The sequence below is a fragment of the Bacillus mexicanus genome (genome assembly GCF_050445615.1).
In the GTDB taxonomy this organism is placed as follows: Bacteria; Bacillota; Bacilli; order Bacillales; family Bacillaceae; genus Bacillus; species Bacillus mexicanus.
The window spans coordinates 1,644,607-1,670,846 of sequence record NZ_JBCEYV010000001.1 but is presented as its reverse complement, the minus strand read 5'-3'; the positions used below and the strand labels follow the sequence as shown (position 1 = coordinate 1,670,846).

The window sequence follows — 26,240 nt, the reverse complement described above, 5'->3', positions numbered from 1 at the left end:
ATAATTACTGAGAATTATTTTACATATGCTGTGGAAATACTAGTTTCAGGACGAGCAAGTTTATTGTATCTTACGACCACAGTATGGCCATTTAATTTTAATCTTCTTTCACTAAAAAAGGCATTTACATAGTATTCTTTACCGTATCTTAAAGTGAGATTTATAGTTTTTTGAACTGATGGCCAATCCGCTTTCATAACAACTTTATTCCAGTGGTGCTTTGTCTTCATAATATGTTTTACATTATTAGGGATTTGTTTCGCTCTAGGTGTCATTACGCCAAAATTCTTTCGATATTTAGCTTTTTTAACTGCTTTTTTACCATGTTTTTTGACAGCTGCTTTTTCGCCATTCTTAAGTAGATATTCGAGGATCTTTAATGGACCGTATCCAGAAGCATGAGTTTTATTTGGGTCAATTCTATAAACTTTATTGGTTTCCTTGTCTTTTATTATTGCTTTATATATATTATTAGTCAATTCATGGGAAGCAATATCATATTTTTTAATTTGTTTAAAACCATCACTATTTAGGTTAACTTCAGCTTCCATTTTGTTAGTTCTTTTATTGAGCTTAATATCAGCGATAGCAAGTGTATTACCGTTTTTGTATGTAGATTGAATGTAATAATCTTGTTCCGTCTCTTTTACAATTTCCGCCCCTGAATCATTAGAGCTTTCAATTGAGGAAGGAGCAGTGTTCTTTTTTTCAACTGCTTTCACATTGCATATGTCTAACGAAAATGCAAGAATAAATATCGTCATTATACATAAAATAATCTTTTTCATTTTTTGCCTCCACATTAATTAATTTTTTTTAAATAACCTTGACCAATTTTACTTTCTTGAGTACCTAGTTTTGTGGTAAAAGGAGATAATTTTTGTTTGATATTATAGTAATTTGTTACTCGTTGTTGATTAGCAATAATTGTTGCAACTACTCTAGTAGCATAAGCAGTTGAAAATGAAGTACCGGTGAAATACGAAATCTTATTATTGTTATTAATAGACTTTAAATTAACACCAGGCATCGCATAATCAATCTTACCATCCGCAGAAAAATCAGGAACCTTGTGGTTCTGATCTATGGTATTAATTGAAATAACCCCTTTATATTTGGCAGGGTAGTCAACACTTAAACCGTAATTATTACCTGCTGCAGAAATGATAATAATACCATTGTTCACTGCTTTCTGTACTGCATGATAAAGATCATCAGTTCCGTACTGGACACCGGCACTTATATTTATTATTTTCACTTTTTCTTTTATGCACCAGTTAATGGCCTTTGTAAGTGCTTTAACATTTCCATAGCCATCTTTGTCAAGAACTTTGACACTATATATATCCATTTTGGCATGATTACCAATATTACTATCAACATTTAAAGCTATAATTCCTGCCACAGCAGTTCCGTGATTAAATTCATCAGCCAATTTTTCATGAGGCTTTATAGCGTTATCTTCTTTTACTATTAATTTGTTTAATTCTTTATTATCTTGACTTATACCACTGTCTAAAATCGCGACTTTAATCTTATTATTATCACTTTTTTCGTCATAATTTATTAAAATGATAAGCATAAGAATTAAATTCACTAAAAAAATTAATTTTTTAACATGACCAACCTCCTCTATAGAATAACAAAATTACCTTTATATGATATCATAGTAAGAGAATTTTGTAAATAAAAGAAAAAAATTCATAAATGAGGTGCGGAATTTATATTTAATAGATCTTTAAATGTATTAAAATCACAAAAAAATAATTGTTGTTTCGAGAAATCATCACTAAATTTTATTTGCCAATATGAAATGCTGGGTGTGGGTAGTGAGGAGGGGGCTCCTAGCAAAAAATCTCAACGGATTTTTTGGATTACCTTTTTTCCTTAAATAACATGCTTTCTATAATAAAATAAAAGAAAGACTCCAAAAAGGACGTTGTCTTTTTCTCTTTTCAGAATTAAGTTGTTCTTCTCGACCAACTTGTTGAGTGAAATCATCTGATTCGAAAAATTGATAAGTATATAGACTTCTAATTTGACTATAATTCATTCTTCAGAAAGACTAAATTGATTACAATATGGCGTCCAGGTTGTTTCTAGGCTACTCTTCAGGCTCTAAACTATATATGTTGGGCGAGGTGTCTTATTTACTGATTCACTTCCTTAAGCCAATGCTGATAAGCGTATATTGACAAGAAAAACTATTGTGCAACAAGATAAGCAAACTATATCAAGGATTTAAATGAAGCCATTAAAGGAGGAACGGGAGGAACGAAAAAAGCCAATTTCGGGTCATAAGTAGGTGAAAACAGAGAAAGAAATTCTGCAGAGCCAAAAAACTATTCTGAAAGTGTTTTTTGGCATTGTGAGCAATTTAAAATCTCGATTAGATTACAAGATCGCAACTATTTGGTTTCAGGTAAAAGCCATCGCTCGATTCTGATTATTAGGCTACTCCCTTAATTCATTATTCTGGTGAATTTGTACGAGCCAGCAAACACTTAGTTATTCAACGATAAAGGCTACTGTTCAATATAAATCTAACCTTGAAACATGCACCTCATGTCTGCAGCTTGAGAATGCACAATACCCAAAAATGATCAGAAAATCATCGCTCTGTATTTGTGTAAAGGTTGTAAAATAGGTCAGACCGAGTCCACCAGCAATCATTATTGCAGATTGAGGGGAAACATGTAAACGAACTAGTTCTCCGTACAGTTGCTTGTATAATATGGAGAAAATTCCCGAGTGCCTAGCTTTATGGTGATGAAAATGTACAAAAAAGCTTGTAGAAAAAACTTGGTTTTCTCTACAAGCTAAGATTGAAATACATATTTCAACTTTTTTAATGGCTTGAAACTGACTTTTATTTAGGCGTCTCAGATGAGCTATTTGATGAAGTAGTATTAAATGTATCCTTTAGATCTTTATCCTTCACTTCAATGTCAGCTTTTTTCATGACTTTTTGAACAGCTTCCTGAACGGCTGTGTTGTCATTAAGTTTTTGTTCTAGAAGTTCAGATTTCAGTTCTTTTTTCATATCATCATATTTACCCCGTTCCTTGGTTTTTTTGATAATATGATAACCATATTTTGTTTTTACAGGATCACTGATTTCACCCGTTTTTAAATTAAATGCTACTTTGCTGAATTCAGCCACCATACCGTCTTTCGCGAACCAGCCAAGGTCGCCGCCTTGTGAAGCAGAGCTGTCGGTAGAGTATTCTTTCGCAAGATTTTCAAATTTCTCGCCTTTTTTCAGCTTTTTCTCTACTTCTTCAGCTGTTTTTTTATCAGCGACAAGGATGTGGCTTGCACGGATTTTGCCTTTTAAGCCTTCCCAGTATTCTTTGACTTCGTCGTCCGTTACTTTGATATTATCTTTAGCGGCTTTTTCTGTAAGTAATTCCATTTTAACTGTTTCTTTCAGAAAATCTTTACCATATTGTTTTTCAAGCGTTGAATATTGGTCACCGAGCTGTGTTTTGTATTCCTTTAGTTTATTTTCCACTTCTTTATCAGTTACCTTATACTTTTTGTCTAATACCTTTTCTTGAGCAAGCTGTGTGAGAGCACTTGCTCCAGCTGTTTTTTTCATATAAGTGTAAAGCTCGCCTTTAGTTACATCGCCTGCGTCCGTTTTAGCAATGACTTCTTTGTCGCCGCTGCTGCAAGCACTGAGAGTGAGGATGCTTGTAGCAGTAATAGCTGCTATTGCGATTTTCTTCATTGTTTTCAAACACTCCTAATCATTCCAAATTAAATTACCTATGCGTATCATAACATATTGTGGCTTTCTGTAAAAAGATTTTAAATAAAGGGCATTCGTCTAGTCAAACTTTTGCTGCTGGCATATTTATATATTGATCAAGAAAAGGAGGTATGTGACATGAGCGGAGGATACTCTAACGGGTTCGCGTTGCTTGTAGTACTGTTCATTTTGCTTATCATCGTAGGTGCAGCTTACATCTACTAAGCAGCCCGGGGATCGCTTGCAAGTTAAGCGATCCTTTATTTTCACTAGCGCCTAATCGTTTCAATCATGAATTGCATAAGATGTAATTGGTAAATAAAGCTTTTTACAGGAGGTGCTTTTTAAGATGGGTGAAGTATTTGCAGGCGGATTCGCTCTATTGGTTGTGTTATTTATTTTGTTGATTATCATCGGCGCTTCTTGGCTGTACTAATCAAAATAAAAAAAGCATAGCTGCTGAATCAGCAGCTATGCTTTTTTCGCTTTTACACTGTAAAAGAGATCTCCACAAACGAAGAGATCAGTAAAATTAATATGGAAATGTTAATAAATCGGAATACCTTATCCTGTCGCTCTTCAGGAATCTCTCTGACAAGGCATAATGTATTGGTGAGCCTGTTTATGAAAAATACTATAAACACGGCGGCGATGATAAAATAGACTAAAATGATGGGAGATTCCCCCTCTCTGTGAACTGTTCCATATTACATTACCAAATATTTATGAAAAAAGATAGAATACAAATTGAAAAAATCGCTTCTGACGCTACGGCGCGGCTACTTTTCAACAAGTATATCCAAGCCGTCTGCTTCCTGGTCAATAAAGGCAGTTTTGGGCGCTTTTGCGAGCTTAAGAGCCAGCAAGAAGTCAGGCAGACAGTAGCCGGCATGAATGCCCGAAATCATACAGAAATAATGGGCGTGATTCGGAAATGACAGCGCGGCGTAAAACAAGACAGGCGTAATCAGCAAAAACGGGCTTGTGAGTGAAATCAACATCGTTGTTTTAGGTATTCTTTTCCACGTGCGCAATAAGTAAAACTTTTTTTCTATTTTTCTTTTTTTGCAGATGATCGGCAGGATATGGATGACTTTATGTACAAATAAAATAACGACGAGCAGACCGCCGAACAAAGGTACATATTCATCGCTTAAGCTTGTGCCAGGCCGCAGCAGCTCAAATGCTAAAAAAGTAGATATAAAAACCAAAATCATAAAACATACAGCAGTTAATACGATGCGAACGGCGCCATAATCCTTCATCAGATTTATGGTCTTCCAGCAATTCATTAAAGTCATCCTTCCATACAGCTTGAATAGAATCTCAAAATAATTTACTCCTCTCAAGAGAAAAAATCAATGCTTTTTCAAGAAAAAATATGATCCGGCAGGTATTTTTTTGAAACAAGCAAACAAACTGCGAAATCTTGGGTTAGAACTTTCTTCTCAGTGAATTATCAGCTAAAATAAGATTAAAGATAGAAAGTAGTGGTGTGGATGGACTCGATGGATCATCGCATTGAGCGATTAGAATATTACATACAATTATTAGTGAAAACAGTAGACATGGACAGGTATCCCTTTTATGCACTTCTTATTGATAAAGGGCTGAGCAAGGAAGAAGGGGAAGAGGTTTTGAAGATATGCGATGAGTTGTCAGAAGAGCTGGCAGCACAAAAAGCGCAAGGGTTTATAACCTTCGACAAGCTCCTTGCGCTTTTTGCAGGACAGCTGAATGAAAAGTTAGATGTTCATGAAACGATTTTTGCTCTGTACGAGCAGGGGCTTTATCAAGAGCTGATGGAAGCCTTTATCGACATCATGAAGCACTTTGATTAACTGTTTACAGGTTCGAGCTCTTCTGCCGGTTCATCCGCCGCACTGGTCTTTGCTTTTTTCTTCAGTTTTCCGTTTACGCTTTCAAAATCATTGTCAATATTCGTGAGAGATGTTTCAAAAATCTCCATAAAATCATCGCCATAGATATGGCGTATCATACACATCATTTCTGCCACTTCAGGGAATTTTCCGAATAAATGATACAGAGGCTGTGACCCTTTAAAAACCGCGTTGCGTGTCGGATCAAACTCCTCAAGTAAACTCCAAAACACCTCAGTGCCTTTTTCAGTCAATTGGACGTATGTGTTCCGTTTATCATTCAGCCGTTTGGAGAACATTAAATAGCCCCGTTCCTCCAGCTTTTTTGAAAAGTTGAATGCGGTTGATACATGCATGACCCCGAATTTCGCGATTTCAGAAATGGACGCTCCATTCAATTGATACGCAATCCATAAAATATGATGCTCATTAATATTCAGGTCATACGGTTTGAGCCACTGCTGCCAATCCTTCTCTATCGATTTCCAAAGAGCCTTGCTAAGCTGGGCCATTTTCTGGGTGAAGACAAGAGCTTCTTTCACATCATAGGGAGGTTCCATTCGATTCATTACGTCACCTGCTTCTCTTTTTCTTTTTCTCTATTATGCCAATAAAATAAAGATTAATAAAGATGAAAATGTAAGAATTTTTTAATAAATTCTCAAACCGTTGCAGTGAGAGGCTTTTTCGGCAAAAAAAACACGAGTCTATATTTGGCCCGTGTTTTTTTCTTTAGAATAGGATATTAGTTTTGTAAGGTTTTCTCTAGCTGTTTGATTTTCTCTTCGATATCAGCGATTTCTTTTTGCAAATCCTGCTGGTGAGGTTTGATCTCTTCCTGCCATTTTTTAATTGACGTTTGGAGCTCGCCGCTCACGTCTTTAATGACATCTTTGCTTTCTTTTGCCGCTTTGATCAGCTGGTCTTTTAACGCAAGTCCGTCTGATTTTAAGCGTTTGATCGTTTCTTCGAAAGAATCATAATTGGTTTTCACTTTTTCACGCAGCTGCTTTCCTGAGGAAGGTGCAGTAAGAAGAACTGCTGCTCCTCCGATGATGCCGCCTACGAATAGTCCTGTTAATAGAGAACGTCCGTCCGCCATTACAATCACCCCGTCTTTTTCTTGGAAATAGGATTCATTCAGCTTGTTTCATTTTTGTTGAAAGCTTGAACTTCTATACATAGCTTGCTTTATTTTAGCATATTTTTTAAGTGAAAAGGAGGGAGAAGGTTGTCTGTCTTTATGATTGTGTTACTCTGCATTACCCTTGCCTTTGCTTCGGGCGCTGTTTACTATATCAGACTTCTCGGCCAAGCTGCTTCTTATCCGCCCAAAAAGGTCATCCGACAGAAAGCGCTTGTTTGTTCAACCGGAACCGCCTTTACACTATGTCTTATCTTTTTCACAAAATTCTTCGTTTAAAACATGCAGACATGCTGCGGGCTCTCTGGTCGAAAAAAACCTCTCCCGAAGCGGAAGAGGTTTTGTGTGACAATTATTTAGCAGCTTCTATAAAGCTTGAACGTCTTAAAATGGTTTGGATAATCGGATAAATAATGATCATTGCAATTGTATTCAGCACAGTTGCCGGCAGAACAACTGCTACGAACAATGCGGCAAAACCGCCAGGCAAACCGACGATCAATAAAGCTGACGATAAAAATACAGTTCCCGACAAGATGGTCCCGATCGCTGTGAGCACAGCGGCCGCACCTGTTTTTTGGCTCTTTCTGAACAAAAGGAACAGGGTGAAAAACAGGAACGCTGATACAGGTTTGTCGATGATGTTAGGAATCTGTCCGGCTGGAAATGCGGTTGTCAGTGCGGAAATGATTCCAGTCACAATTCCGATGACGAGTACGTTTTGCACCCGCGGGAACAGCAGGATGCCCATAAACATCATGATCAGCATCATATCTGGTTTCATGCCGCCTAAAAAAGGCGGAATAATGGAATGGAGCGCTGCGCCGATTGCGGCAAACAGAGCCATAGTGACTAACTCTTTTGTTTTCATATCTATGCTCTCCTCTGCTAAGCTTTTTGCCCTCCAATAATATGCTCGTCATTTATTGCGAAGGCTTAAAGAATGTGATATGCAAACAGTATACCAAACGAACGGTTTGCATAACCAGACTTTTTACTCATTTTCCTGTTGGAATTTTCTCATAAACACAGCTAATTTTTCACAGTCTTCAAGAGATACCGCATTATAAATAGAAGCGCGGCAGCCTCCTACTGAACGGTGTCCGCCTAGGCCGATCATGTTTGCTTCTTTTGCATTCTGAATGAATGTTTTTGTTAATTCATCATTGCGAAGCGTGAAGGTAACATTCATGCGTGAGCGGCTGTCCGTTCTGGCATGCCCTTTATAAAATCCGTTGCTTTCATCAATACAGCTATAGAGAATCTGCGCTTTTTGTTCATTGCGCTGTTCAGCGGCTTCCACACCGCCGTTTTCTTTTAGCCATTCCAGAACGAGGCTCAGCATATAAATCGCAAATGTCGGCGGCGTGTTGTAGAGTGAATCCGCTTTGACATGCGTTGAATACTTCAGGATTTTTGGAACGTTCGCGTTTTCGTGCTGCAGCCACGTTTTTTTCATGATAACAACGGTCACACCGGAAGGGCCAAGGTTCTTTTGAGCGCCTCCGTAGATGACGTCAAATTTGGACACATCGATTTTTCTGCTCAAAATGTCGCTGGACATGTCGGCGACGAGCGGAATCGGGGAATTCGGGAATTCCTGCCACTGAGTGCCGAAAATCGTATTGTTGGATGTGATGTGTAAATATGCGCCGTCTTTTACATCCGTAAGGTCAACCTTCGGAATATAGCTGTAATTGTCTGTTTCACTTGTAGCGGTGATTGACGTGTTCCCGAACAGTTTCGTTTCTGCCAGTGCTTTTTCAGACCAAGCGCCTGTCATGACAAAATGCGCGGTTTTTTCAGGTGTTAAAAAGTTCATCGGAAGCATTGAGAATTGAAGGCTTGCACCGCCTTGAAGAAACAAAATATCGTAATCTTCCGGGATGTCCATCAGTTCAGTTAAAAGGCTTTTCGCTTTTTGATGCACCGCTTCATACTCTTTGCTGCGGTGGGAAAGCTCCATAACAGACATGCCGGATTCGTTAAAATCAATAAATTCTTTCTGTGCTCTTTGCAGAACTTTTAATGGCAGCGCTGCAGGACCTGCGTTAAAATTCGTTGTACGTTCCATTATGATCTCTCCCTGTTCTCCACGTTAATGTATAAAATAATACAATTATCCTATCACAAAAATTCAGTTTTTTTGATAAAAAATGAGAATAATCAAAAGAAATTGACTAATGTTTGCGGAATGTTCACAAATAAAATAACCTCATCTTATGATGAGGCTAGGCGCTTTGCGATTGAAGAAGAGATGTTTTGCAGATCCTCCGCTTTGTAATCGTCAGTATGCGTTTTCCAAACCGCTCCGAAGCCGTCTCCTTTTCCGTAGCGCGGGATAATATGCATATGGTAATGGAAAACAGATTGTCCTGCTTTTTCACCATTATTGTTCAGTGTATTTAAGCCGATCGGCTCAAATTCATCCCGGATAGCGCGGGCGATTTTCGGAACAGCGTGAAAATATTGTTTTGCTAATTCATCCGTAAATTCATACACATTTTCGATATGTGTTTTCGGAATGACAAGCGTATGGCCCTTTGTCACTTGGCTGATATCAAGAAAAGCCAGCACATGCTCGTCTTCATACACCTTTGCGGACGGAATGTCGCCGGCGATGATTTTACAAAAGATACAATTCTCTGCACAATGCATGAGGGTTCCTCCTTATGAAATTGTTAGTATGTATATACTCATCGTACCACAGAAATGCAGAAAATAGAAAACAGGATGAACGGCAAGCGTTCACCCTGAATGCAGAGGAAGAGCTGATATGAAGAAAATGTGATATGCCTTTTGTAAGCACCTCATTTGTCAATAAAATGAAGACTTGTTTTCATGCCTAACGATTCCTGCGATAAACACCTCATTTGACAATTTACTTCATGGATGAAGAATTCATCAATTCAGTGAAGAGAAATGTTTCAGCATTGGACATGGTGATTTTCTATCCAACTGTATCTAAGACGTCTTTGACAAACACCTCATTTTTCAGTTGATAGGCTTTTCCTCTACGCCTATTATCATGTCCGGAACTCTGTCTCTTTATAACAGTAAATTCATCATTTGTTAAAAGGGAAATGTTTCAATTCAGGCGTTGTTTTTGGTACTATGAAGAAAAACAATATAAGGGGAGAAACTATGTCTCTGCTATCAGTAAATGATGTAACCGGCGGGTATACAAGAAATCCGGTTTTGAAAAATGTATCATTCACCCTTGAGCCGAATCAAATTGTCGGTTTAATCGGGTTGAACGGTGCTGGTAAAAGTACAACAATCAGACATATTATCGGGCTGATGGATGCGCATAAAGGTTCAATTGAATTAAACGGGAAAACCTTTGCTGAGGATCCGGAAGGCTACCGTTCACAATTCACCTATATACCTGAAACACCTGTTTTATATGAAGAGCTGACGCTAATGGAGCATCTTGAGTTAACAGCGATGGCGTACGGCCTCTCGAAAGAAACGATGGAGAAAAGGCTGCCGCCGCTTTTAAAGGAATTCCGAATGGAAAAGAGGCTGAAGTGGTTCCCGGCTCATTTTTCTAAAGGAATGAAGCAGAAGGTGATGATCATGTGCGCATTTCTGGCTGAGCCGGCGCTCTATATTATTGATGAACCTTTTCTAGGGCTTGATCCGCTTGCGATTAACGCGCTGCTTGAGCGAATGAATGAAGCGAAAAAAGGCGGGGCGAGTGTGCTGATGTCAACGCACATTTTGGCGACGGCAGAACGCTATTGTGATTCGTTTATTATTTTACATAACGGCGAGGTGCGGGCGCGCGGCACGCTGTCCGAGCTCAGAGAGCAGTTTGGAATGAAGGATGCGGCGCTGGACGATCTGTATCTTGAGCTCACGAAGGAAGACGCTGGCCATGAATAATATGCTTGATATTTGGCAGTCGCGGCTGCAGGAGCATATCAAAGAAACAAGAATGTATATGAAATACATGCTCAACGATCACCTCGTTATTGTTTTGATCTTTTTTCTTGCGGGTGCTGCAAGCTGGTACAGCAAATGGATACGGGACATTCCCGCTCATTTTCCATCCTTTTGGTTGATGGCTGTGCTATTTTCACTCGTGTTGACAAGCTCTTATGTGCGGACGCTTTTGAAGGATGCTGACCTTGTCTTCTTATTGCCGCTTGAAGCAAAAATGGAGCCTTACTTGAAGCAGTCGTTTGTCTACAGCTATTTGTCTCAGCTGTTTCCGCTGATTGCATTGAGTGTTGTGGCGATGCCGCTGTATTTCGCTGTTGCATCACAGGCTTCGCTGGCATCGTATGCGGCAGTTTTCGTCCAGCTTTTGCTGCTGAAAGCGTGGAATCAGGTGATGGAATGGCGCACAACCTTTCACAATGATCGAAGCGTGAAAAGGATGGATGTGGTCATTCGCTTCGCAGCGAATACGCTCGTTCTTTATTTTGTTTTTCAAGCTGTTTACATGTATGCGCTTGTGGTCTATATCATTATGGCTGCTCTTTATCTGTATGTGTCTTCGGCGGCAAAACGGAAAACATTTAAATGGGAGAGCCATATTGAGTCTGAATTGAGACGCAAGCAGCGGTTCTATCGGATTGCCAATCTGTTCACTGATGTGCCGCATTTGCGAAAGCAGGCGAAACGCAGGGTGTATCTCGACTTTTTGCTGCGTCTTGTGCCGTTTGAGCAGCGTAAGACGTTCGCCTACATGTACACTCGCGCCTTTTTGCGTTCAAGTGATTATTTGGGCATACTTGTTAGATTAACGGTCATTTTCGCGCTGATTATTATGTATGTGTCGGCAAGCCCGCTGATTGCAGGGATTTTGACTGTGTTTACCATTTTCATTACGGGCATTCAGCTTTTGCCGCTGTTCGGTCACTTTGATCACCTGGCGCTTCAAGAGCTTTATCCTGTAAAAAAAGAAACGAAGTTGAAAAGCTATTTTTCTCTATTGAAAACGGCTCTTAGCGTTCAAGCGCTGCTGCTGTCTGCTGCATCCGCCTATGCTGCCGGATTGACAGGTTTTCTGTACGCGCTGATCGGTTCTGCAGTTCTGATTTTTGTTGTGCTTCCGTCTTATATGACAACCAGACTGAAAAAACATGGAAAGCTGTGAACGGAAAAGGGGTAGCTACATGACAGACAATCAGCTGCTGATGCAAGAGGCACTTCAGTGGAAAATGCATTTTTTGCGGAAGGATTCCCTGTTTGAACGCTTTTCGAAGCGTGTGCAGACAAAGGTGAATGAGCGGATTCCTGAAAAAATTCATGCAGTTGTCACCGAGAGCGTGAAAAAAATGGTCGAAGCGACAATGGCCGGCTCCAATATCATCACATATCAGAAGGATACAAGCGATCTTTCACTCAGTGAAAAAAACGAACTGGCGAAAAAAACGATTGCTTCTTATCAGAAGGTAGCGGCTGCTGAGGGAGTCGGCACCGGAGCGGGCGGCATTTTTTTAGGAATTACCGATTTTCCGCTGCTGCTTTCAATTAAGATGAAGTGTTTATTTGCCTTATCCTCTATTTACGGTTTTGATGTGAAGGATCCACAAGAAAGGATGTTTTTGCTGCTTGTCTTTCAGCTCGCATTTTCGAGTGATGACTGCCGCAAAACGCTTTTTACTACCGTCGACAATTGGAGGACTGAAAAAAAGAGTATCGATTGGAGAGTGTTCCAGCAGGAATATCGTGATTATATTGATGTCGTGAAGCTTCTGCAGCTTTTGCCCGGAGTAGGAGCAGCTGTCGGCGGCATTGCCAATTATAAGCTGCTTGCTCAGCTGGGGGAAACAGCAAGACACATCTTTCATCTGAGAATCGTAAAGGAAACAGCCGGAGAATAAAAGCTCCGGCTGTTTTTTATAGCTTATGATAGGTGATCGCAGCGCCTGCAAGCACTTTTGCTGCAGTCAGCATCGCTTTTTCATCGAAATCGAATTTCGGATGGTGATGGGAATAGACGCGCTCTGGCTGTTCAGGAGCGGCGCCTGTAAAGAAAAAGGTGCCTTTGACGTTTTGTAAATAATACGCGAAATCCTCACCCCCCATTTGCGGTTCGCCGTCAATGACCTTCTGAACGCCTTCCGTATTCTTTGCGGTGCTGACTAAGTGGTTCGTTTCAGCAGGATGGTTCACAACCGCCGGATATCCCCGTTCATAGTTATACTCATAGGATGCGCCGTGCATGCTGCACACGCCTTTTACAACGGCTTCGATTTCTTTGGCCAGCACGCTGCGGACATCTTCATCAAAAGAACGCGCTGTACCGGTGAGGACCGCTTGGTCTGCGATAGCATTAAACGGGTTGTCAGCGATGAAAGAGCCGGTTGAAATGACGGCGGATTGAATCGGGTTGACTTTACGGCTGACAATGTGCTGCAGAGAGGAAACGATTTGTGAGCCGATCAGAACAGCGTCCTTCGTAACATGCGGGTGAGCGCCGTGACCGCCCTTTCCAATGATTTTGATCGTGAATCGGTCCGCCGCTGCCATGACGGCGCCGGAGCGGCAGAGAATGGTTCCGAGCGGATCAGTCGCCCAAAGGTGCGTGCCGAATATCACATCCGCGTTCTCGAGACAGCCGTCTTCAATCATTGGCTTTGCGCCGCCTGGATAAGATTCTTCCGCATGCTGGTGGATCATGACAAATGTTCCCTTCAGCTCATGTCTGTTTTGGTGAAGGACTTTCGCCACTGCAAGAAGAGTTGCTGTATGGCCGTCATGGCCGCATGCGTGCATGACACCGGGCACTTTAGAGGCGTAAGAAACATCTTTTTCATCTTGTATGGGAAGGGCGTCAAAATCGGCCCGCAAAGCGACAGTAGGTCCCGGTTCACTTCCTTCAATATATGCCAAAACTCCTTTGCCGCCGACGTTCGTGCGGATTGGGACCCCTAATGATTCATAATAGGAAGCAATAAATGCGGCAGTTTTTTCCTCTTGAAACGAGAGCTCAGGATACATGTGAAAATGGCGTCTGATCTCGACCATTTCTTCAAAACAGCCGTCGAGCTGTTTGTTTATCTCCTTCTGCAGTGTGGATATGGACAAATTCGCTTCCCCCTTTTTCTATACTATTCCATGATTGTATATAAAAATTCTGAATATTTCAACTTGTGTGTTATCAAAGCAACATCATGGCTGCGAGGGTTGTGACTGAAAGGCCAATCATGACGGGAATGAAGTTTTTTCTGGCAAGCTCAAAAGGATCGACTTTGCACATGGCCGCAGCGGGGATTAGTGCCCAAGGAACCAGTGTGCCGCCGCCCACCCAGATGGCAGATATTTGGCCGAGCGCAGTCAGAATGGCGGGATTAGTATGAAGAGCAGCTGAAAAGAGTTTGGCGATAGAGCCAGCGAGAGAAATGCCTGAGAATCCTGATCCATCGAGGCCGGTGATGGCTCCTGCTGCAGTTAAAGCAGCAGCGGCAAGCTCCTTCGACATAGGCATCATGTGGGATAACGCGATGCCGAGATCGTTGACAATTCCGTGGGAATCTTTAGGGAGTGAAGTGCCCAGGATGTTTTCATAGCCTGAGTCGCCCAGATAAAAGAAAGCCGCAATCGGGATGACGGGACCGAAAACCTTAAAACCGAATTGGAATCCGTCAATAAAATAACCGGTGATTTTTTCAAGGCTTTTTTGCTTATATACGAGAAAATGAACGATTAAAAGGATACAGATTGCAGACCCGCCAATTAATGCGGTCGCATCATTTCCTTGAAGGGTAAACAAGATCATGCAGGCGATATCAGCAAGAAAGACAAACGGAATGACAAAAGCCAGTACGAACCGCAGACGTTTTGGCAAGTATAGCGAGGTGTCTAGTTCGCCAGGATGTGCGGGAGTCAAAGAAGCTGGCTGCTCCTGTTTGCTGCGTTCGCGCTGAATCATTAGAAATGCTGCGGTTGTTGTGGCCAATCCCATAATCAGCCCAAGGGGGATGCTGGCCGAAATGACGTCACCAACTGGAATGCCTGCTGCATCAGCTGTCAGCTTTGGCGCTGCCTGAATGACAAAGTCTCCTGAGAGGGCAAAACCGTGTCCAAATAAGTTCATAGCCATGGCAGCGGCAATAGGCGGCAACCCGGCGCGGGCGGCTGTCGGAAGCAAGACGGCGCCGATCAAAGCGACACCCGGTGAAGGCCAAAAGAAGAGAGAAATGGCAAACATCAGTCCGCCAATCAGCCAGTAAGCAGTCACAGGGCCTTTCACAAGGCTTGCAAAGGGAGAAATCATGGCTTCATTTATCCCTGTTTTGGTTAACAAATCACTCATCGAAACGATAAAACAAATAATGAAAATCGTGGGCAGCAGTTCGCCGGCCGCGTAGATAAAGCTGTGGAATAAACTGCTGACAGCAGCTGAAAGTGAATGACTCGCCCATAGCGAGATGATGAAAATACCGAATAAGGAAATAAAGGTCGTATCTTTCCGCAGCAGCATAAATAGGATAATCACTCCGATAAAAAATACATACAGAATATGGACAGACAAAATCCCGACTTCCATCATTGATCACTCCTCCGCTTCCTACAGATTATTCATAGGCGGGCGGGAGGTGCCGGAACAGAAGAAAGAGTTATAATGAAAGCTGGATATTGAATTGTTTTAACTGCTGCTTTAAGACTTTATTCGCTTTTTATTGTGCTGGAAGAAACCACACCCGCGTCAGCAAGCCAATTTGTTCCGCAGGCGGTGATGCTTTCCGGTGGCTCTAAATATAAATCATGCCGTGAGCGTCAAATTCGAAAAGGGCAGGTTCAATAAGGTTTTTTTCCTTTCTTATTAAATCATCAGCCTTTAAACTCGCAGAAAGGGCATTCATGTTGCTTTCCCCCATTAAAAAAGCTGACGGGCAAGCCGGCAGCTATTCAACAGCGAAATATGTAGTGACATACGAAGGACGGGAGAAGATCGACGTTGTATCCATTCCGGCAGACGTACCGCGTTTTTTATGGGCCTCTTTGTATGAATCGGACTGCTGCCAATCTTGAAAGGCTCGTTCGGCTTCCCACAAGGTAAGAATAACGTAGGTGTCACTGTCAAGCGGACGGAGCACACGAATCGCTTCAAAACCGGGTTCGTTTTCGACTTTTCCCGCTCTGTTTTTAAATCTGTTTTCAAACAGCGGGCGTCCTTCTTGAGTGACGGCAATATTATTCAAGACTGCAAAGCCGGGATTCTTCATCTCTCCGGTTTGGTCAATTACTTCATAGGTGTGCGGTGCCTGGAAAACCGTATCTTCGCTTGTTTCGTGGATCAAAATCGCATTTTCCTGCCCCTGCATCAAAAGCATCTGTTCCGAGGGGTGTTTCTTGACGATTGTTTTTAAAAAATCGGCTGTTCCATATGTTATATAAACCTTCATATCAGCCACCTCCTGCTTGCTAGTATATCAAAACAATGGTATAAGTTTCTATTGGCGAGTGCTTCAAACATAATTCCAAACAATTTTTCCCATACTACTTTTAGAAAGGCGAGGTGAGTTCATGTTTCAGATAAAGAAAAAGAAACTATTGATCCCCATTATGCTTTTAGTGTTAACTGCTTTTCTCGCTTTAATAGGATATATTTCAATTATTTTTCTCGGGCATTATGTCATAGATGAAAAGAAGCTGATTCTTCATGCATCATCTAAAATTGTGGATCAAAACGGAGATGAGATTGCCAGCCTCTATACGGAAAATCGTGAGCCAGTCTCGATTAATGAGGTTCCGAAGCAGGTCAGAGAAGCTTTCATCGCTGTTGAAGATAAAAGGTTCTATGAGCATCATGGCATTGATGCAAAATCGGTCGGCAGGGCAGTGTACCGTGATATTTTGGCAGGCGGAAAGGTGGAGGGCGGGAGCACGATTACCCAGCAGCTTGCTAAAAATATTTTTCTGACACATGACAAAACGTTTTTAAGAAAAACAAAAGAAGTGATTATTGCGATCAATCTTGAACGGGATTACAGCAAGGACAAGCTGCTGGAGATGTATTTGAACCAGCTTTACTTCGGACATGGCGTTTACGGCATACAAGCAGCATCCCACTATTATTTTAGTAAAGAGGTAAAAGATTTAACTGTATCCGAGGGTGCGGTTTTGGCCGCTATGCCGAAGGCGCCTTCTACGTATTCGCCTGTTTTGCATCCTGATAAAAGTAAGGAGCGGCGTGATGCGATTCTCGGCATGATGAATGATCAAGGCTTTATCAGTGCGAAAGAGGCTGTCAGCGCACAGGGGCGGACACTCGGGCTGAACGTAAAGAAACAATCAGAAACACCTTGGTTTGACAGCTATGTTGACCTTGTCATTAAAGAAGCGGAAGACAAGTACTCTGTTTCCGGAGAGCAGCTGCTTCAAGGCGGATATACGATCAAGGTGCCGCTTGATTCGAAGCTGCAAAAGACGGCTTATCAAGTGATGAAGCAGGGAAGCTATTATCCCGGAACAGACCAGAATGCTGAAGGAAGCGCGGTCTTTATCAATAACAAGACAGGCGGCGTGGAAGCGGCGATCGGCGGAAGAAATTACACAGCCAAAGGGTATAATCGTGCCACTGCGGCCCGCCAGCCGGGTTCCACATTTAAGCCGCTGGCAGTATACGGGCCGGCGATGCAAGAAAAAAAATTCAAGCCCTATTCTCTATTAAAGGATGAACAGCAATCCTATGGAGATTATACGCCGAAAAACTATGACAGCCACTATCAGGGTGAAGTCACCATGTCTGACGCCATTGCGTTCAGCAAAAATGCGCCGGCTGTGTGGACGTTAAATGAGATCGGTGTTGAAACTGGAAAATCTTATTTGAAAGCAAACGGAATTGATGTCCCTGATGAAGGGCTTGCGCTTGCTCTAGGCGGCTTGGAAAAAGGCGTTTCGCCGCTCCAGCTTGCCGGCGCATTTCATACGTTCGCCGCGAATGGAACGTATACTGAGCCATACTTTATTTCAAGCATAAAAGATGAAGACGGAGAAATAATAGCCGATCATAAAGAAGAGGAAAAACGGGTATTCAGCAAGCAAACGTCCTGGAATATGACAAGAATGCTCCAGCAGGTGGTCAAAAAGGGAACGGCGACGTCCGGAACCTATCATGGCGACCTGGCCGGAAAAACCGGTTCTACAACTTATACGGGTGTCTCCGGGGCGACAAAAGACGCTTGGTTTGCAGGCTATACGCCAAAAATAACCGGGGCTGTCTGGATGGGTTATGACAAAACAGATCAAAGCCATTATTTAAAAGGCGGCAGCTCGTATTCGACGAGACTGTTTAAGGATATTTTGACACAGGCTGGCGAAACCGGTTCTGTGTTTGCGAAACCGAAAAACGTCAAAGAACTAGAAAGCCCGATTGAGCTGGAGCCTGTCAAAACACTGAAAGCAGATTACACATTCAAAGCTGCGGGGCTGTTTACCATCGAATTAAAATGGGACGCTCAAAAGGATGATCGGGCCGTATACAGAATTTATGTAAACAAAGACGGCAAGGAAACGCTTCTTGAGTCAGTTGAAGGAAAGGGAAGCTATGAAATTCCTTATGCCAACTTGTTTTCGGGCGCTTCTTATAAAATTGTGCCTTATAATACACAGACAAAGAAAGAAGGGGAAGGAACCGATTACGTTCAGCCTAAATTGTTTTCCTCTTAATGGAATTCGGCGATTTCTTGAACTTTGAGCCTCACTTCTATACCATTTGCCTAAAACAAGGTATAGTGTAATGAGTCAAGAAACACGAACGTATGGTTGCAGTATGAAAGGTGGAAATCAGATGAGTAAACGAGAAACGTTTAATGAGACGTTTTTAAAAGCGGCACGGGGAGAAAAAGCGGATCACACGCCTGTATGGTATATGAGACAAGCAGGGCGCTCGCAGCCGGAATACCGGAAGCTGAAGGAAAAGTACGGATTGTTTGACATTACACATCAGCCGGAACTTTGTGCGTATGTCACAAGACTGCCGGTTGAGCAATACGGAGTCGATGCTGCAATCCTTTATAAAGATATCATGACTCCCCTCCCGTCAATCGGTGTGGATGTTGAGATCAAAAATGGGATCGGTCCCGTGATTGATCAGCCGATACGGTCTCTGGCGGACATTGAAAAACTTGGCCAGATTGATCCGGAACAGGATGTGCCGTATGTGCTTGAGACGATTAAACTGCTTGTCAATGAGCAGCTCAACGTGCCGCTCATCGGTTTCTCAGGTGCGCCTTTCACACTGGCCAGCTATATGATTGAAGGCGGCCCATCGAAAAACTACAATAAAACAAAAGCCTTCATGTACAGCATGCCGGATGCGTGGAATCTGCTGATGTCCAAGCTTGCCGACATGATCATCGTGTACGTGAAAGCGCAGATTAAAGCGGGCGCAAGAGCGATACAAATCTTTGATTCATGGGTCGGCGCGCTGAATCAGGCAGATTACAGAACATACATCAAACCAGTAATGAACCGAATCTTTTCAGAGCTTGCACAGGAGAATGTGCTGCTGATCATGTTTGGCGTCGGCGCAAGCCACCTTGCAGGCGATTGGCATGACCTCCCGTTAGATGTTGTCGGGCTTGATTGGAGACTTGGAATTGATGAAGCCAGATCAAAAGGCATTACGAAAACAGTGCAGGGCAACTTGGACCCGTCTATTTTGCTTGCGCCGTGGGAAGTCATTGAGAAAAAAACGATGGAAATACTGGATCAGGGGTTAAAATCGGACAGCTTCATTTTCAATCTTGGGCATGGAGTATTTCCTGACGTCAATCCTGAGGTTTTGAAAAAGCTGACAGCATTTGTCCATAAATATTCACAAAACAAGAAAATGGGTCAATATTCATAAGCATATCTTTTGGTATCTTAAATGATATCCTGTCAAAATGTTTGTATCAGATCATTAAAGAGGGTGTAGACAGTGAGTAGAAAGAAAATGGGGCTTCTCGTTATGGCGTATGGCACGCCTTATAAAGAAGAAGATATCGAACGGTATTATACACATATCAGAAGAGGCAGAAAGCCTGAACCTGAAATGCTTCAAGATTTGAAAGACAGATACGAAGCAATTGGCGGGATTTCACCGCTTGCCAAAATCACAGAGGAGCAAGCGCATAAGCTTGAACAGCACTTAAATGAGGTTCAGGATGAGATCACGTTTAAAGCGTACATCGGACTGAAGCATATCGAGCCATTTATTGAAGATGCTGTGGCAGAAATGCATAAGGACGGCATTACAGAAGCTGTAAGCCTCGTGCTGGCGCCTCATTTCTCCACATTCAGCGTACAGTCTTACAACAAACGAGCCAAAGAAGAGGCAGAAAAACTTGGCGGCATAACGATCACATCTGTTGAAAGCTGGTACGATGAACCGAAATTCGTGAAATACTGGGTTGACCGAGTGAAGGACACATATGTGTCAATGCCTGAAGATGAAAGAGAAAACGCAATGCTCATCATATCCGCACACAGTCTGCCGGAAAAAATCAAAGAATTTGGAGACCCATATCCGGACCAGCTTCATGAATCGGCGAAATTAATTGCTGAAGGCGCAGGCATCTCCGAATATGCTGTCGGCTGGCAAAGTGAAGGGAACACGCCTGATCCTTGGCTGGGACCTGATGTACAGGATTTAACACGTGATTTGTTTGAACAAAAAGGCTATCAGGCATTTGTATATGTCCCTGTCGGTTTTGTCGCAGATCATTTAGAAGTGCTTTATGATAATGATTATGAATGCAAAGTGGTTACTGACGATATTGGCGCAAGCTACTACCGTCCGGAAATGCCGAATGCACAGCCGGAATTTATTGATGCGTTAGCAACAGTTGTATTAAAAAAATTAGGACGTTAAAGAAGGTGATGAACATGAGTGACGGCAAAAAACATGTAGTCATCATCGGCGGCGGCATTACTGGTTTGGCCGCCGCCTTCTATATGGAAAAAGAAATCAAAGAAAAAAATCTGCCGCTTGAGCTGACACTGGTTGAAGCAAGTCCGAGAGTCGGCGGGAAAATCCAAACTGTCAAAAAGGACGGCTATGTCATTGAAAGAGGTCCTGACTCTTTTCTGGAACGAAAGACAAGCGCTCCGCAGCTTGTAAAAGATGCAGGCCTTGAGCATTTGCTTGTCAACAATGCGACAGGGCAATCCTATGTGCTTGTCAACGGCACTTTGCATCCAATGCCGAAGGGCGCCGTGATGGGGATACCGACTAAAATTGCGCCGTTCGTTTCCACCGGTCTCTTTTCTCTGTCTGGGAAGGCAAGAGCTGCTATGGATTTCTTCCTGCCTGCAAGCAAGTCAAAGGATGACCAGTCATTGGGGGGATTTTTCCGCAGACGTGTCGGTGATGAAGTGGTTGAGAATTTAATCGAGCCGCTTCTATCAGGCATTTACGCAGGCGACATTGACAAGCTCAGCCTTATGTCGACTTTCCCGCAATTTTATCAGACGGAGCAAAAGCACAGAAGCTTGATTCTCGGTATGAAAAAAACAAGGCCTCAAAGCTCCGGACAGCAGCTGACGGCTAAAAAACAAGGGCAGTTTCAAACCCTGTCAACCGGTTTGCAGACGCTTGTAGAAGAGATCGAGAAGCAATTAGAGCTGACGAAGGTATATAAAGGCACAAAAGTGACCAAGATCAGCCGGGGCGACACTGGCTACTCACTCGAACTGGATAACGGTGTCGCGCTGGATGCTGAATCAGTGATTGTGACAGCTCCGCATAAAGCGGCTGCAGGAATGCTTTCTGATCTTCCAGCCATGTCTCATTTGAAGAACATGCACTCCACATCCGTGGCAACTGTCGCCTTGGGCTTCCCGGAAGGCGCTGTCCAAATGGAACATGAGGGCACAGGCTTTGTGATTTCAAGAAACAGTGATTTCGCGATTACAGCCTGTACGTGGACGAACAAAAAATGGCCGCACGCAGCGCCAGAAGGCAAAACGCTGCTTCGCGCCTATGTCGGAAAAGCCGGAGACGAATCCATCGTCGACCTCTCAGATAACGACATTATCAACATTGTCTTAGAAGACTTAAAGAAAATCATGAATATTGACGGGGAGCCGGAAATGACATGTGTCACCCGCTGGCATGAAAGCATGCCGCAGTATCATGTCGGACATAAGCAGCGCATTAAAGAGCTGCGTGAAGCATTAGCTTCTGCATATCCAGGTGTTTACATGACAGGCGCTTCTTTCGATGGTGTCGGAATTCCCGACTGCATTGATCAAGGAAAAGCTGCCGTGTCTGACGCGCTTACCTATTTATTCAGCTAAAACCTCCGCTATGGCGGAGGTTTTTTGCTGTGCAATGGCAATTTTGTGAATAAATGATTGATTTGAACAGTTGGATGTGGTACATTTGCATATGTACTTAATGACTAAAATGTTCAAATGGTCAGTTTTGAGGTGGATACAATGTCGATAGATCGAAAAAAGCTCATTTTAAAGGCAGCCACCAAGTCTTTTACGCAATTCGGGTATAAAGCGACAACAATGGATCTTGTGGCAAAGCTTGCGAACGTAGGGAAGGGAACCATTTATACGTTTTTCAAAAATAAAGAAGAGCTCTTTGACGAGATTTTCACTACTTTATTAAAGGAAATGGAGCAAAAAGCGGACGAAGCAATGGAGCCGAACCTTCCGTTCCATGAAAATGTCCACAGGGCGCTGTTTGCCATTCTGGAGTTCAGGAAAACGCATCAGCTGACGATTAAAATTTTCCAAGAAAACGCTGAGATTGGTACAATGGCTGTTCAAGAAGTGATCCAAAAAATGGAGCAAGGCATTTTGTCTTACATAAAAAATAAGATTGAAGGCGGGATTAAAAGCGGTGCAATCAAACCGTGTGACCCTGAGTTGACAGCTTTCGTGATGCTGAAGCTTTATATTGCGCTTATTTTTGATTGGGAAAAAGAGCATCCCCCGCTCAATAAAGAGACAATTGCGGAATTGCTTGAATTGTATGTTGTCAAAGGATTGTCAGCCCATTAGATAATCCTTTCTCTTTGTAAGAAAATGACTATTTTTCATGATGAGTCAGTTTTAGAATGGAGGCATCAGGATGAACACAATACGAAGTCAGTGGAAAGACATCGTAACGAGTAAAAAATTATTAATTCCCATCATTGCCATTTTGTTTGTTCCGCTTATTTACAGCGGGGTGTTCTTAAAGGCTTATTGGGATCCATACGGCACAGTCGATCAGTTGCCTGTCGTTGTCGTTAACCAAGACAAAGGAGCAACGTATGAAGGAGAAAAACTTCAAATCGGTGATGATCTGGTCAAAGAATTAAAAGATAATAATAACTTTGATTGGCATTTTTCTAATGATCTCGATCAGTCGCTAAAGGACTTATTAAATCAAAAATACTATTTAGTTGTCGAGATTCCTAAGGATTTTTCTAAGAATGCCAGCACTGTAATGGACAAAAATCCGAAAAAGCTGGATCTGAAATATCATACGAATGCGGGTTCGAACTATGTAGGGGCAACAATCGGTGAAAAAGCGATTGATAAACTGAAAGCCTCAGTTTCTAAGGAAGTAACCAAGCAATATTCGAAAGTCATTTTTGATAACTTTAAAGATATCGCAAAAGGGTTGAGCGACGCGAGCAGCGGAGCGAAAAAAATTGATGACGGCGCAAAGGATGCGAAAAACGGAAGCGCCCAGCTAAAAGAAAATCTGGATAAGCTGAAAGAAAGCACCGCCACCATCAGTGACAAAACGGCGCAGCTTGCAGACGGAGCGGCGCAGGTGACAAGCGGCATCCAATCGCTTGACAGCTCGCTCGGAAAATTCCAGAACAGCAGCAGCCAAATTTATGATAATTCAAGTAAGCTTGCTGCAGGTTCAGGACAGCTGACAGGCAAGCTGAATGAGCTTCTCGCCGGCCTGCAAAAAACGCAGCAAGGCTTGCCTAAAATTACAAACGGGCTAGAACAGCTCAACAGTAAAGCGCAAGTGGGAGCCGAGAAAGCAGCAAAAGCGGAAAAGCGCATTAATGAGCTCGATTTAACGAAGCTTGAAACTGCTGTGAACAACTTGGACACGTCAGAAACTGCGATGAAGAAATTTCAAAAGCAGCTGACTGACCTTGAAAACAGCTTGAAAGACCGAGATCAGGCATTTAAAAATCTCATCAACTCGAGTGATTTCTTAACAGCAGAGCAAAAAAGCCAGCTGATCGCTTCTGCTGAAAAGCAGCTTCCGCAAGTTGATGTGCCTGATTTTGATCAAATAGTAAGCCAGCTTCCTACAGCTGATCAGCTGCCTGACATTTCAGAGATCAAAAGCTCTCTGGAAGATGTGAAAGCGCAGGTCGCACAGGCAAAGGCACTGCCAGCAGCTACATCGCAGCTTTACAACGGCGCAAAATCGGTTCAAGATGCGATTGACAAATTAACGGCTGGAGCCGAAAAGATATACAATGGTTCACAAAACCTGACAGAAAACCAAAATAAACTGACAGCCGGAATTGGTGAATATAATAAGCAGTTTGCCAAAGCAAAAGCAGGCTCAGAGAAATTGGTGACAGGAAGCAGCCAAGTATCCGGCGGCTTGCTGAAACTGTTAGACGGTTCTAAGCAGATCCAAAGCGGATCATCAAAACTGGCAGATGGATCTGGATCACTTGATACAGGCTTAGGCAAGCTGTTGGACGGCACAGGAGAGCTGTCTAATAAGCTGAAGGATGCGGCTGATCAAACAGGAGATATCAATGCTGATGATCAAACATATGGCATGTTCTCCGATCCTGTGAAAACGGATGATGACGCCATTCATTCTGTTCCTAACTATGGAACAGGGCTCACACCTTATATTCTGTCAATGGGCTTGTATGTCGGCGGCATCATGCTGACGGTGGTCTTCCCGCTGAAGGAAGCATCAGGACGTCCGAGAAACGGTTTTGAATGGTTCTTCAGTAAGTTCAATGTGATGATGCTTGTCGGAATCATTCAATCACTGATTGTGGCGACGGTTCTGCTTCTAGGGCTTGGTCTCGAGGTTGAGAGCGCGTGGAGATTTTACGTGTTTACGATCATTACGAGTCTCGCTTTCCTGGCGCTGATTCAATTTTTGGCGACAACGATGGGCAATCCGGGCCGATTTATTGCAGTCATTATTTTAGTGCTGCAGCTGGGAGCGAGCGGAGGAACCTTCCCGCTTGAATTGCTTCCGAATTTCTATCAAGTGATTCACGGCGCATTGCCGATGACCTACAGCATTAACGGATTCAGAGCGGTCATTTCAAACGGTGATTTTGGCTACATGTGGCAAATGGCCGGTGTACTCATCGGTATTGCCCTTGTCATGATCTTGCTCACCATCACTTATTTTACGATTTTAAGCCGGAAGGAAGAAACTTCAGAAGAACAGCCGGCTTCATAATAAAAAAGAACTTGTTTCCTTGGAAACAAGTTCTTTTTTTATTACATACCCCATTTGATAAGCAATCCTGTATAGGTTAATCCGCCGCCAAATCCAAATAGCATCACGGTTTGATCTTTTTTTAGTTTCCCGGCTTTTACTGCGAGATCAAGAGCCAAAACAATTGAAACAGAAGATGTATTTCCATAAGATTCGACACTGGTGAGCGTTTTTTCAATCGGAAACGGCGTTTTTTCACAAATCGACTCAATCATACGCAAATTGGCGCTATGAGGGACAAACCAATCGAGCTCGCCGCTTGTCAGTCCTGCCTGCTGGAGAAGACGTTCGAATTCGCGGGGGACAGTTCTCGCTGCCCATTTATACACCTCGCGTCCGTTTTGAACCATTTTTCCGGTATTAGCTAGAGGCACTCCGTTTAGTTCATTCCGCAGTCCGGCACGATACAAAATATCTCCGCCATTTCCGTTTGTTCCTTGGACAGATGCGAGAAATCCAGGTGTCACTTCATCTCGCTCTACTAACAACGCACCCGCAGCGTCGCCAAACAGAACGCATGTCGTTCGGTCCGTGTAATCTGTTACCTTTGACAATGTCTCTCCGGCGATGACGAGAATTTTTTGATGAAGGCCAGATGTGATCAAGCCGTTGGCCAAATGAAGGCCATATGTCAGCCCGGCGCACGTCGCATTAATATCCAGCGCGCCGGTGCTTTCCCAGCCGAAGTATTCCTGCACACGGCATGCCGTACTAGGAAAGGCGTAATCGGCTGTTGTTGTGGCAACGAGGATCATATCGACATCATCAAGTGTCCCGTCGTAACGATTCCTGAGATCCTTCACCGCTTCGATGCATAAATCAGAGGTGAACTGCTGTTCATCCGCAATCCGTCGCTCTCTCATCCCTGTACGCTGAACAATCCATTCATCTGAAGTATCAACGATCTTTTCTAAATCCGCATTGGTTAAGCGTCTGCTCGGCGCATAGGTGCCAATTGCTGTAATTGTTGCTTTTGACATATGTATCACTCCTTATGATCAGATTATAACACTAGATATTAGTATCTGGTACTAAAAAATTTTTTTCATAGAAAGGAACCGA

General features: G+C 42.8%; 27 protein-coding genes. 13 read left to right on the top strand and 14 right to left on the bottom strand.

What is annotated here, in order from left to right:
* Positions 1 to 14: 14 nt before the first annotated feature.
* The 3 genes from AAGG74_RS09025 to AAGG74_RS09015 form a co-directional block, all read right to left on the bottom strand.
* Positions 15 to 788, bottom strand: a complete 774-nt coding sequence (locus AAGG74_RS09025) for an SAR2788 family putative toxin (protein WP_429675153.1) — start codon at positions 786 to 788, stop codon at positions 15 to 17.
* Positions 789 to 802: 14 nt separating this feature from the next.
* Positions 803 to 1,582 carry a S8 family peptidase gene (locus AAGG74_RS09020; RefSeq protein ID WP_429675152.1) on the bottom strand — a complete coding sequence of 260 codons (780 nt, stop codon included), beginning with the start codon at positions 1,580 to 1,582 and terminating at the stop codon, positions 803 to 805.
* A gap of 1,287 nt (positions 1,583 to 2,869) precedes the next feature.
* On the bottom strand, positions 2,870 to 3,733 hold the full coding sequence (locus tag AAGG74_RS09015; protein ID WP_429675151.1) for a peptidylprolyl isomerase: 864 nt from the start codon (positions 3,731 to 3,733) through the stop codon (positions 2,870 to 2,872).
* Between the two features lie 159 nt (positions 3,734 to 3,892).
* Between AAGG74_RS09015 and yhzE1 the strand changes: the two genes are divergently transcribed.
* Together yhzE1 and yhzE2 are read left to right on the top strand one after the other, a co-directional pair.
* A complete protein-coding gene (yhzE1, locus tag AAGG74_RS09010) occupies positions 3,893 to 3,979 on the top strand; it encodes a sporulation protein YhzE1 (RefSeq protein WP_003327753.1) in 87 nt (28 codons plus the stop codon).
* Positions 3,980 to 4,103: 124 nt separating this feature from the next.
* Positions 4,104 to 4,190, top strand: a complete 87-nt coding sequence (gene yhzE2, locus AAGG74_RS09005) for a sporulation protein YhzE2 (RefSeq protein WP_003155248.1) — start codon at positions 4,104 to 4,106, stop codon at positions 4,188 to 4,190.
* 52 nt (positions 4,191 to 4,242) lie between these two features.
* On the opposite strand, the gene AAGG74_RS09000 is transcribed toward yhzE2, so the two are convergent.
* Both AAGG74_RS09000 and AAGG74_RS08995 read right to left on the bottom strand, forming a co-directional pair.
* A complete protein-coding gene (locus tag AAGG74_RS09000) occupies positions 4,243 to 4,425 on the bottom strand; it encodes a hypothetical protein (protein ID WP_162102183.1) in 183 nt (60 codons plus the stop codon).
* Between the two features lie 108 nt (positions 4,426 to 4,533).
* A complete protein-coding gene (locus tag AAGG74_RS08995; RefSeq protein ID WP_429675150.1) occupies positions 4,534 to 5,046 on the bottom strand; it encodes a DUF3267 domain-containing protein in 513 nt (170 codons plus the stop codon).
* A gap of 207 nt (positions 5,047 to 5,253) precedes the next feature.
* Here AAGG74_RS08995 and AAGG74_RS08990 point away from each other — a divergent pair, with 207 nt between their 5' ends.
* Positions 5,254 to 5,595 (top strand): YhaI family protein, encoded by a 342-nt coding sequence (locus AAGG74_RS08990; protein WP_162102071.1) that lies wholly within the window; start codon positions 5,254 to 5,256, stop codon positions 5,593 to 5,595.
* On the opposite strand, the gene AAGG74_RS08985 is transcribed toward AAGG74_RS08990, so the two are convergent.
* Positions 5,592 to 6,203, bottom strand: a complete 612-nt coding sequence (locus AAGG74_RS08985) for an HTH-type transcriptional regulator Hpr (protein WP_162102070.1) — start codon at positions 6,201 to 6,203, stop codon at positions 5,592 to 5,594. The genes AAGG74_RS08990 and AAGG74_RS08985 overlap by 4 nt on opposite strands.
* A gap of 176 nt (positions 6,204 to 6,379) precedes the next feature.
* Positions 6,380 to 6,736 carry a YtxH domain-containing protein gene (locus AAGG74_RS08980; protein WP_162102069.1) on the bottom strand — a complete coding sequence of 119 codons (357 nt, stop codon included), beginning with the start codon at positions 6,734 to 6,736 and terminating at the stop codon, positions 6,380 to 6,382.
* A 129-nt stretch (positions 6,737 to 6,865) separates the two neighbouring features.
* On the opposite strand from AAGG74_RS08980, the gene yhzF reads away from it, so the two are divergent.
* A complete protein-coding gene (yhzF, locus tag AAGG74_RS08975; protein ID WP_162102068.1) occupies positions 6,866 to 7,057 on the top strand; it encodes a membrane protein YhzF in 192 nt (63 codons plus the stop codon).
* 73 nt (positions 7,058 to 7,130) lie between these two features.
* Here the strand turns inward: yhzF and trpP are convergent, their stop codons facing one another.
* The 3 genes from trpP to AAGG74_RS08960 form a co-directional block, all read right to left on the bottom strand.
* A complete protein-coding gene (gene trpP, locus AAGG74_RS08970) occupies positions 7,131 to 7,649 on the bottom strand; it encodes a tryptophan transporter TrpP (protein WP_429675148.1) in 519 nt (172 codons plus the stop codon).
* A gap of 123 nt (positions 7,650 to 7,772) precedes the next feature.
* The gene (gene serC / locus AAGG74_RS08965) at positions 7,773 to 8,852 is read right to left on the bottom strand and encodes a 3-phosphoserine/phosphohydroxythreonine transaminase (protein WP_429675147.1); all 1,080 of its coding nucleotides are present in this window, start codon (positions 8,850 to 8,852) and stop codon (positions 7,773 to 7,775) included.
* A 146-nt stretch (positions 8,853 to 8,998) separates the two neighbouring features.
* Positions 8,999 to 9,436 carry an HIT family protein gene (locus tag AAGG74_RS08960; protein WP_162102065.1) on the bottom strand — a complete coding sequence of 146 codons (438 nt, stop codon included), beginning with the start codon at positions 9,434 to 9,436 and terminating at the stop codon, positions 8,999 to 9,001.
* A gap of 486 nt (positions 9,437 to 9,922) precedes the next feature.
* Between AAGG74_RS08960 and ecsA the strand changes: the two genes are divergently transcribed.
* Genes ecsA through AAGG74_RS08945 form a run of 3 tightly spaced genes read left to right on the top strand, consistent with a single transcriptional unit; the run spans position 9,923 to position 12,615 of the window.
* Entirely contained in the window at positions 9,923 to 10,666 is a 744-nt protein-coding gene (gene ecsA / locus AAGG74_RS08955) for an ABC transporter ATP-binding protein EcsA (protein ID WP_162102064.1), read from the top strand.
* On the top strand, positions 10,659 to 11,885 hold the full coding sequence (locus tag AAGG74_RS08950) for an ABC transporter permease (protein WP_429675146.1): 1,227 nt from the start codon (positions 10,659 to 10,661) through the stop codon (positions 11,883 to 11,885). The genes ecsA and AAGG74_RS08950 overlap by 8 nt, the downstream gene beginning before the upstream one ends.
* Before the next feature lie 19 nt (positions 11,886 to 11,904).
* Positions 11,905 to 12,615 (top strand): EcsC family protein, encoded by a 711-nt coding sequence (locus tag AAGG74_RS08945; protein WP_162102062.1) that lies wholly within the window; start codon positions 11,905 to 11,907, stop codon positions 12,613 to 12,615.
* Between the two features lie 16 nt (positions 12,616 to 12,631).
* On the opposite strand, the gene AAGG74_RS08940 is transcribed toward AAGG74_RS08945, so the two are convergent.
* From AAGG74_RS08940 to hmoB, 3 genes are all read right to left on the bottom strand, one after another.
* Positions 12,632 to 13,822 carry a M20 family metallopeptidase gene (locus AAGG74_RS08940; RefSeq protein WP_429675145.1) on the bottom strand — a complete coding sequence of 397 codons (1,191 nt, stop codon included), beginning with the start codon at positions 13,820 to 13,822 and terminating at the stop codon, positions 12,632 to 12,634.
* Positions 13,823 to 13,895: 73 nt separating this feature from the next.
* Positions 13,896 to 15,287, bottom strand: a complete 1,392-nt coding sequence (locus AAGG74_RS08935) for a hypothetical protein (protein ID WP_429675144.1) — start codon at positions 15,285 to 15,287, stop codon at positions 13,896 to 13,898.
* 355 nt (positions 15,288 to 15,642) lie between these two features.
* Positions 15,643 to 16,143, bottom strand: a complete 501-nt coding sequence (gene hmoB / locus AAGG74_RS08930) for a heme-degrading oxygenase HmoB (protein ID WP_429675142.1) — start codon at positions 16,141 to 16,143, stop codon at positions 15,643 to 15,645.
* Between the two features lie 121 nt (positions 16,144 to 16,264).
* Between hmoB and AAGG74_RS08925 the strand changes: the two genes are divergently transcribed.
* The 6 genes from AAGG74_RS08925 (at position 16,265) to AAGG74_RS08900 (ending at position 25,139) form a co-directional block, all read left to right on the top strand.
* Complete coding sequence (locus AAGG74_RS08925) at positions 16,265 to 18,409, top strand: transglycosylase domain-containing protein (RefSeq protein ID WP_429675141.1); 2,145 nt, start codon at positions 16,265 to 16,267, stop codon at positions 18,407 to 18,409.
* Between the two features lie 121 nt (positions 18,410 to 18,530).
* Positions 18,531 to 19,592, top strand: coding sequence for a uroporphyrinogen decarboxylase (gene hemE / locus AAGG74_RS08920; RefSeq protein ID WP_429675140.1), 1,062 nt, complete (start codon positions 18,531 to 18,533; stop codon positions 19,590 to 19,592).
* A 72-nt stretch (positions 19,593 to 19,664) separates the two neighbouring features.
* Complete coding sequence (gene hemH / locus AAGG74_RS08915; RefSeq protein WP_162102056.1) at positions 19,665 to 20,597, top strand: ferrochelatase; 933 nt, start codon at positions 19,665 to 19,667, stop codon at positions 20,595 to 20,597.
* 14 nt (positions 20,598 to 20,611) lie between these two features.
* Positions 20,612 to 22,024, top strand: a complete 1,413-nt coding sequence (gene hemY, locus AAGG74_RS08910) for a protoporphyrinogen oxidase (RefSeq protein WP_429675139.1) — start codon at positions 20,612 to 20,614, stop codon at positions 22,022 to 22,024.
* 141 nt (positions 22,025 to 22,165) lie between these two features.
* On the top strand, positions 22,166 to 22,741 hold the full coding sequence (locus AAGG74_RS08905) for a TetR/AcrR family transcriptional regulator (RefSeq protein WP_162102054.1): 576 nt from the start codon (positions 22,166 to 22,168) through the stop codon (positions 22,739 to 22,741).
* A gap of 70 nt (positions 22,742 to 22,811) precedes the next feature.
* Positions 22,812 to 25,139, top strand: coding sequence for a YhgE/Pip family protein (locus tag AAGG74_RS08900; protein WP_429675138.1), 2,328 nt, complete (start codon positions 22,812 to 22,814; stop codon positions 25,137 to 25,139).
* Between the two features lie 41 nt (positions 25,140 to 25,180).
* Here AAGG74_RS08900 and fabHB read toward each other — a convergent pair whose 3' ends face one another.
* Complete coding sequence (fabHB, locus tag AAGG74_RS08895; RefSeq protein WP_162102052.1) at positions 25,181 to 26,158, bottom strand: beta-ketoacyl-ACP synthase III FabHB; 978 nt, start codon at positions 26,156 to 26,158, stop codon at positions 25,181 to 25,183.
* Positions 26,159 to 26,240 lie beyond the last annotated feature (82 nt).

Coding starts and splice junctions, on each gene's coding strand:
- hemE (WP_429675140.1), top strand. CDS start 18,531: ATGAGTAAACGAGAAACGTTTAATGAGACGTTTTTAAAAGCGGCACGG.
- serC (WP_429675147.1), bottom strand. CDS start 8,852: ATGGAACGTACAACGAATTTTAACGCAGGTCCTGCAGCGCTGCCATTA.
- AAGG74_RS08900 (WP_429675138.1), top strand. CDS start 22,812: ATGAACACAATACGAAGTCAGTGGAAAGACATCGTAACGAGTAAAAAA.
- AAGG74_RS08960 (WP_162102065.1), bottom strand. CDS start 9,436: ATGCATTGTGCAGAGAATTGTATCTTTTGTAAAATCATCGCCGGCGAC.
- AAGG74_RS09020 (WP_429675152.1), bottom strand. CDS start 1,582: ATGCTTATCATTTTAATAAATTATGACGAAAAAAGTGATAATAATAAG.
- AAGG74_RS08905 (WP_162102054.1), top strand. CDS start 22,166: ATGTCGATAGATCGAAAAAAGCTCATTTTAAAGGCAGCCACCAAGTCT.
- AAGG74_RS08925 (WP_429675141.1), top strand. CDS start 16,265: ATGTTTCAGATAAAGAAAAAGAAACTATTGATCCCCATTATGCTTTTA.
- AAGG74_RS09025 (WP_429675153.1), bottom strand. CDS start 788: ATGAAAAAGATTATTTTATGTATAATGACGATATTTATTCTTGCATTT.
- fabHB (WP_162102052.1), bottom strand. CDS start 26,158: ATGTCAAAAGCAACAATTACAGCAATTGGCACCTATGCGCCGAGCAGA.
- AAGG74_RS08990 (WP_162102071.1), top strand. CDS start 5,254: ATGGACTCGATGGATCATCGCATTGAGCGATTAGAATATTACATACAA.
- AAGG74_RS08980 (WP_162102069.1), bottom strand. CDS start 6,736: ATGGCGGACGGACGTTCTCTATTAACAGGACTATTCGTAGGCGGCATC.
- ecsA (WP_162102064.1), top strand. CDS start 9,923: ATGTCTCTGCTATCAGTAAATGATGTAACCGGCGGGTATACAAGAAAT.
- AAGG74_RS08995 (WP_429675150.1), bottom strand. CDS start 5,046: ATGAATTGCTGGAAGACCATAAATCTGATGAAGGATTATGGCGCCGTT.
- AAGG74_RS08945 (WP_162102062.1), top strand. CDS start 11,905: ATGACAGACAATCAGCTGCTGATGCAAGAGGCACTTCAGTGGAAAATG.
- AAGG74_RS09015 (WP_429675151.1), bottom strand. CDS start 3,733: ATGAAGAAAATCGCAATAGCAGCTATTACTGCTACAAGCATCCTCACT.
- AAGG74_RS08950 (WP_429675146.1), top strand. CDS start 10,659: ATGAATAATATGCTTGATATTTGGCAGTCGCGGCTGCAGGAGCATATC.
- trpP (WP_429675148.1), bottom strand. CDS start 7,649: ATGAAAACAAAAGAGTTAGTCACTATGGCTCTGTTTGCCGCAATCGGC.
- AAGG74_RS08935 (WP_429675144.1), bottom strand. CDS start 15,287: ATGATGGAAGTCGGGATTTTGTCTGTCCATATTCTGTATGTATTTTTT.
- yhzE2 (WP_003155248.1), top strand. CDS start 4,104: ATGGGTGAAGTATTTGCAGGCGGATTCGCTCTATTGGTTGTGTTATTT.
- yhzE1 (WP_003327753.1), top strand. CDS start 3,893: ATGAGCGGAGGATACTCTAACGGGTTCGCGTTGCTTGTAGTACTGTTC.
- hmoB (WP_429675142.1), bottom strand. CDS start 16,143: ATGAAGGTTTATATAACATATGGAACAGCCGATTTTTTAAAAACAATC.
- AAGG74_RS08985 (WP_162102070.1), bottom strand. CDS start 6,203: ATGAATCGAATGGAACCTCCCTATGATGTGAAAGAAGCTCTTGTCTTC.
- hemY (WP_429675139.1), top strand. CDS start 20,612: ATGAGTGACGGCAAAAAACATGTAGTCATCATCGGCGGCGGCATTACT.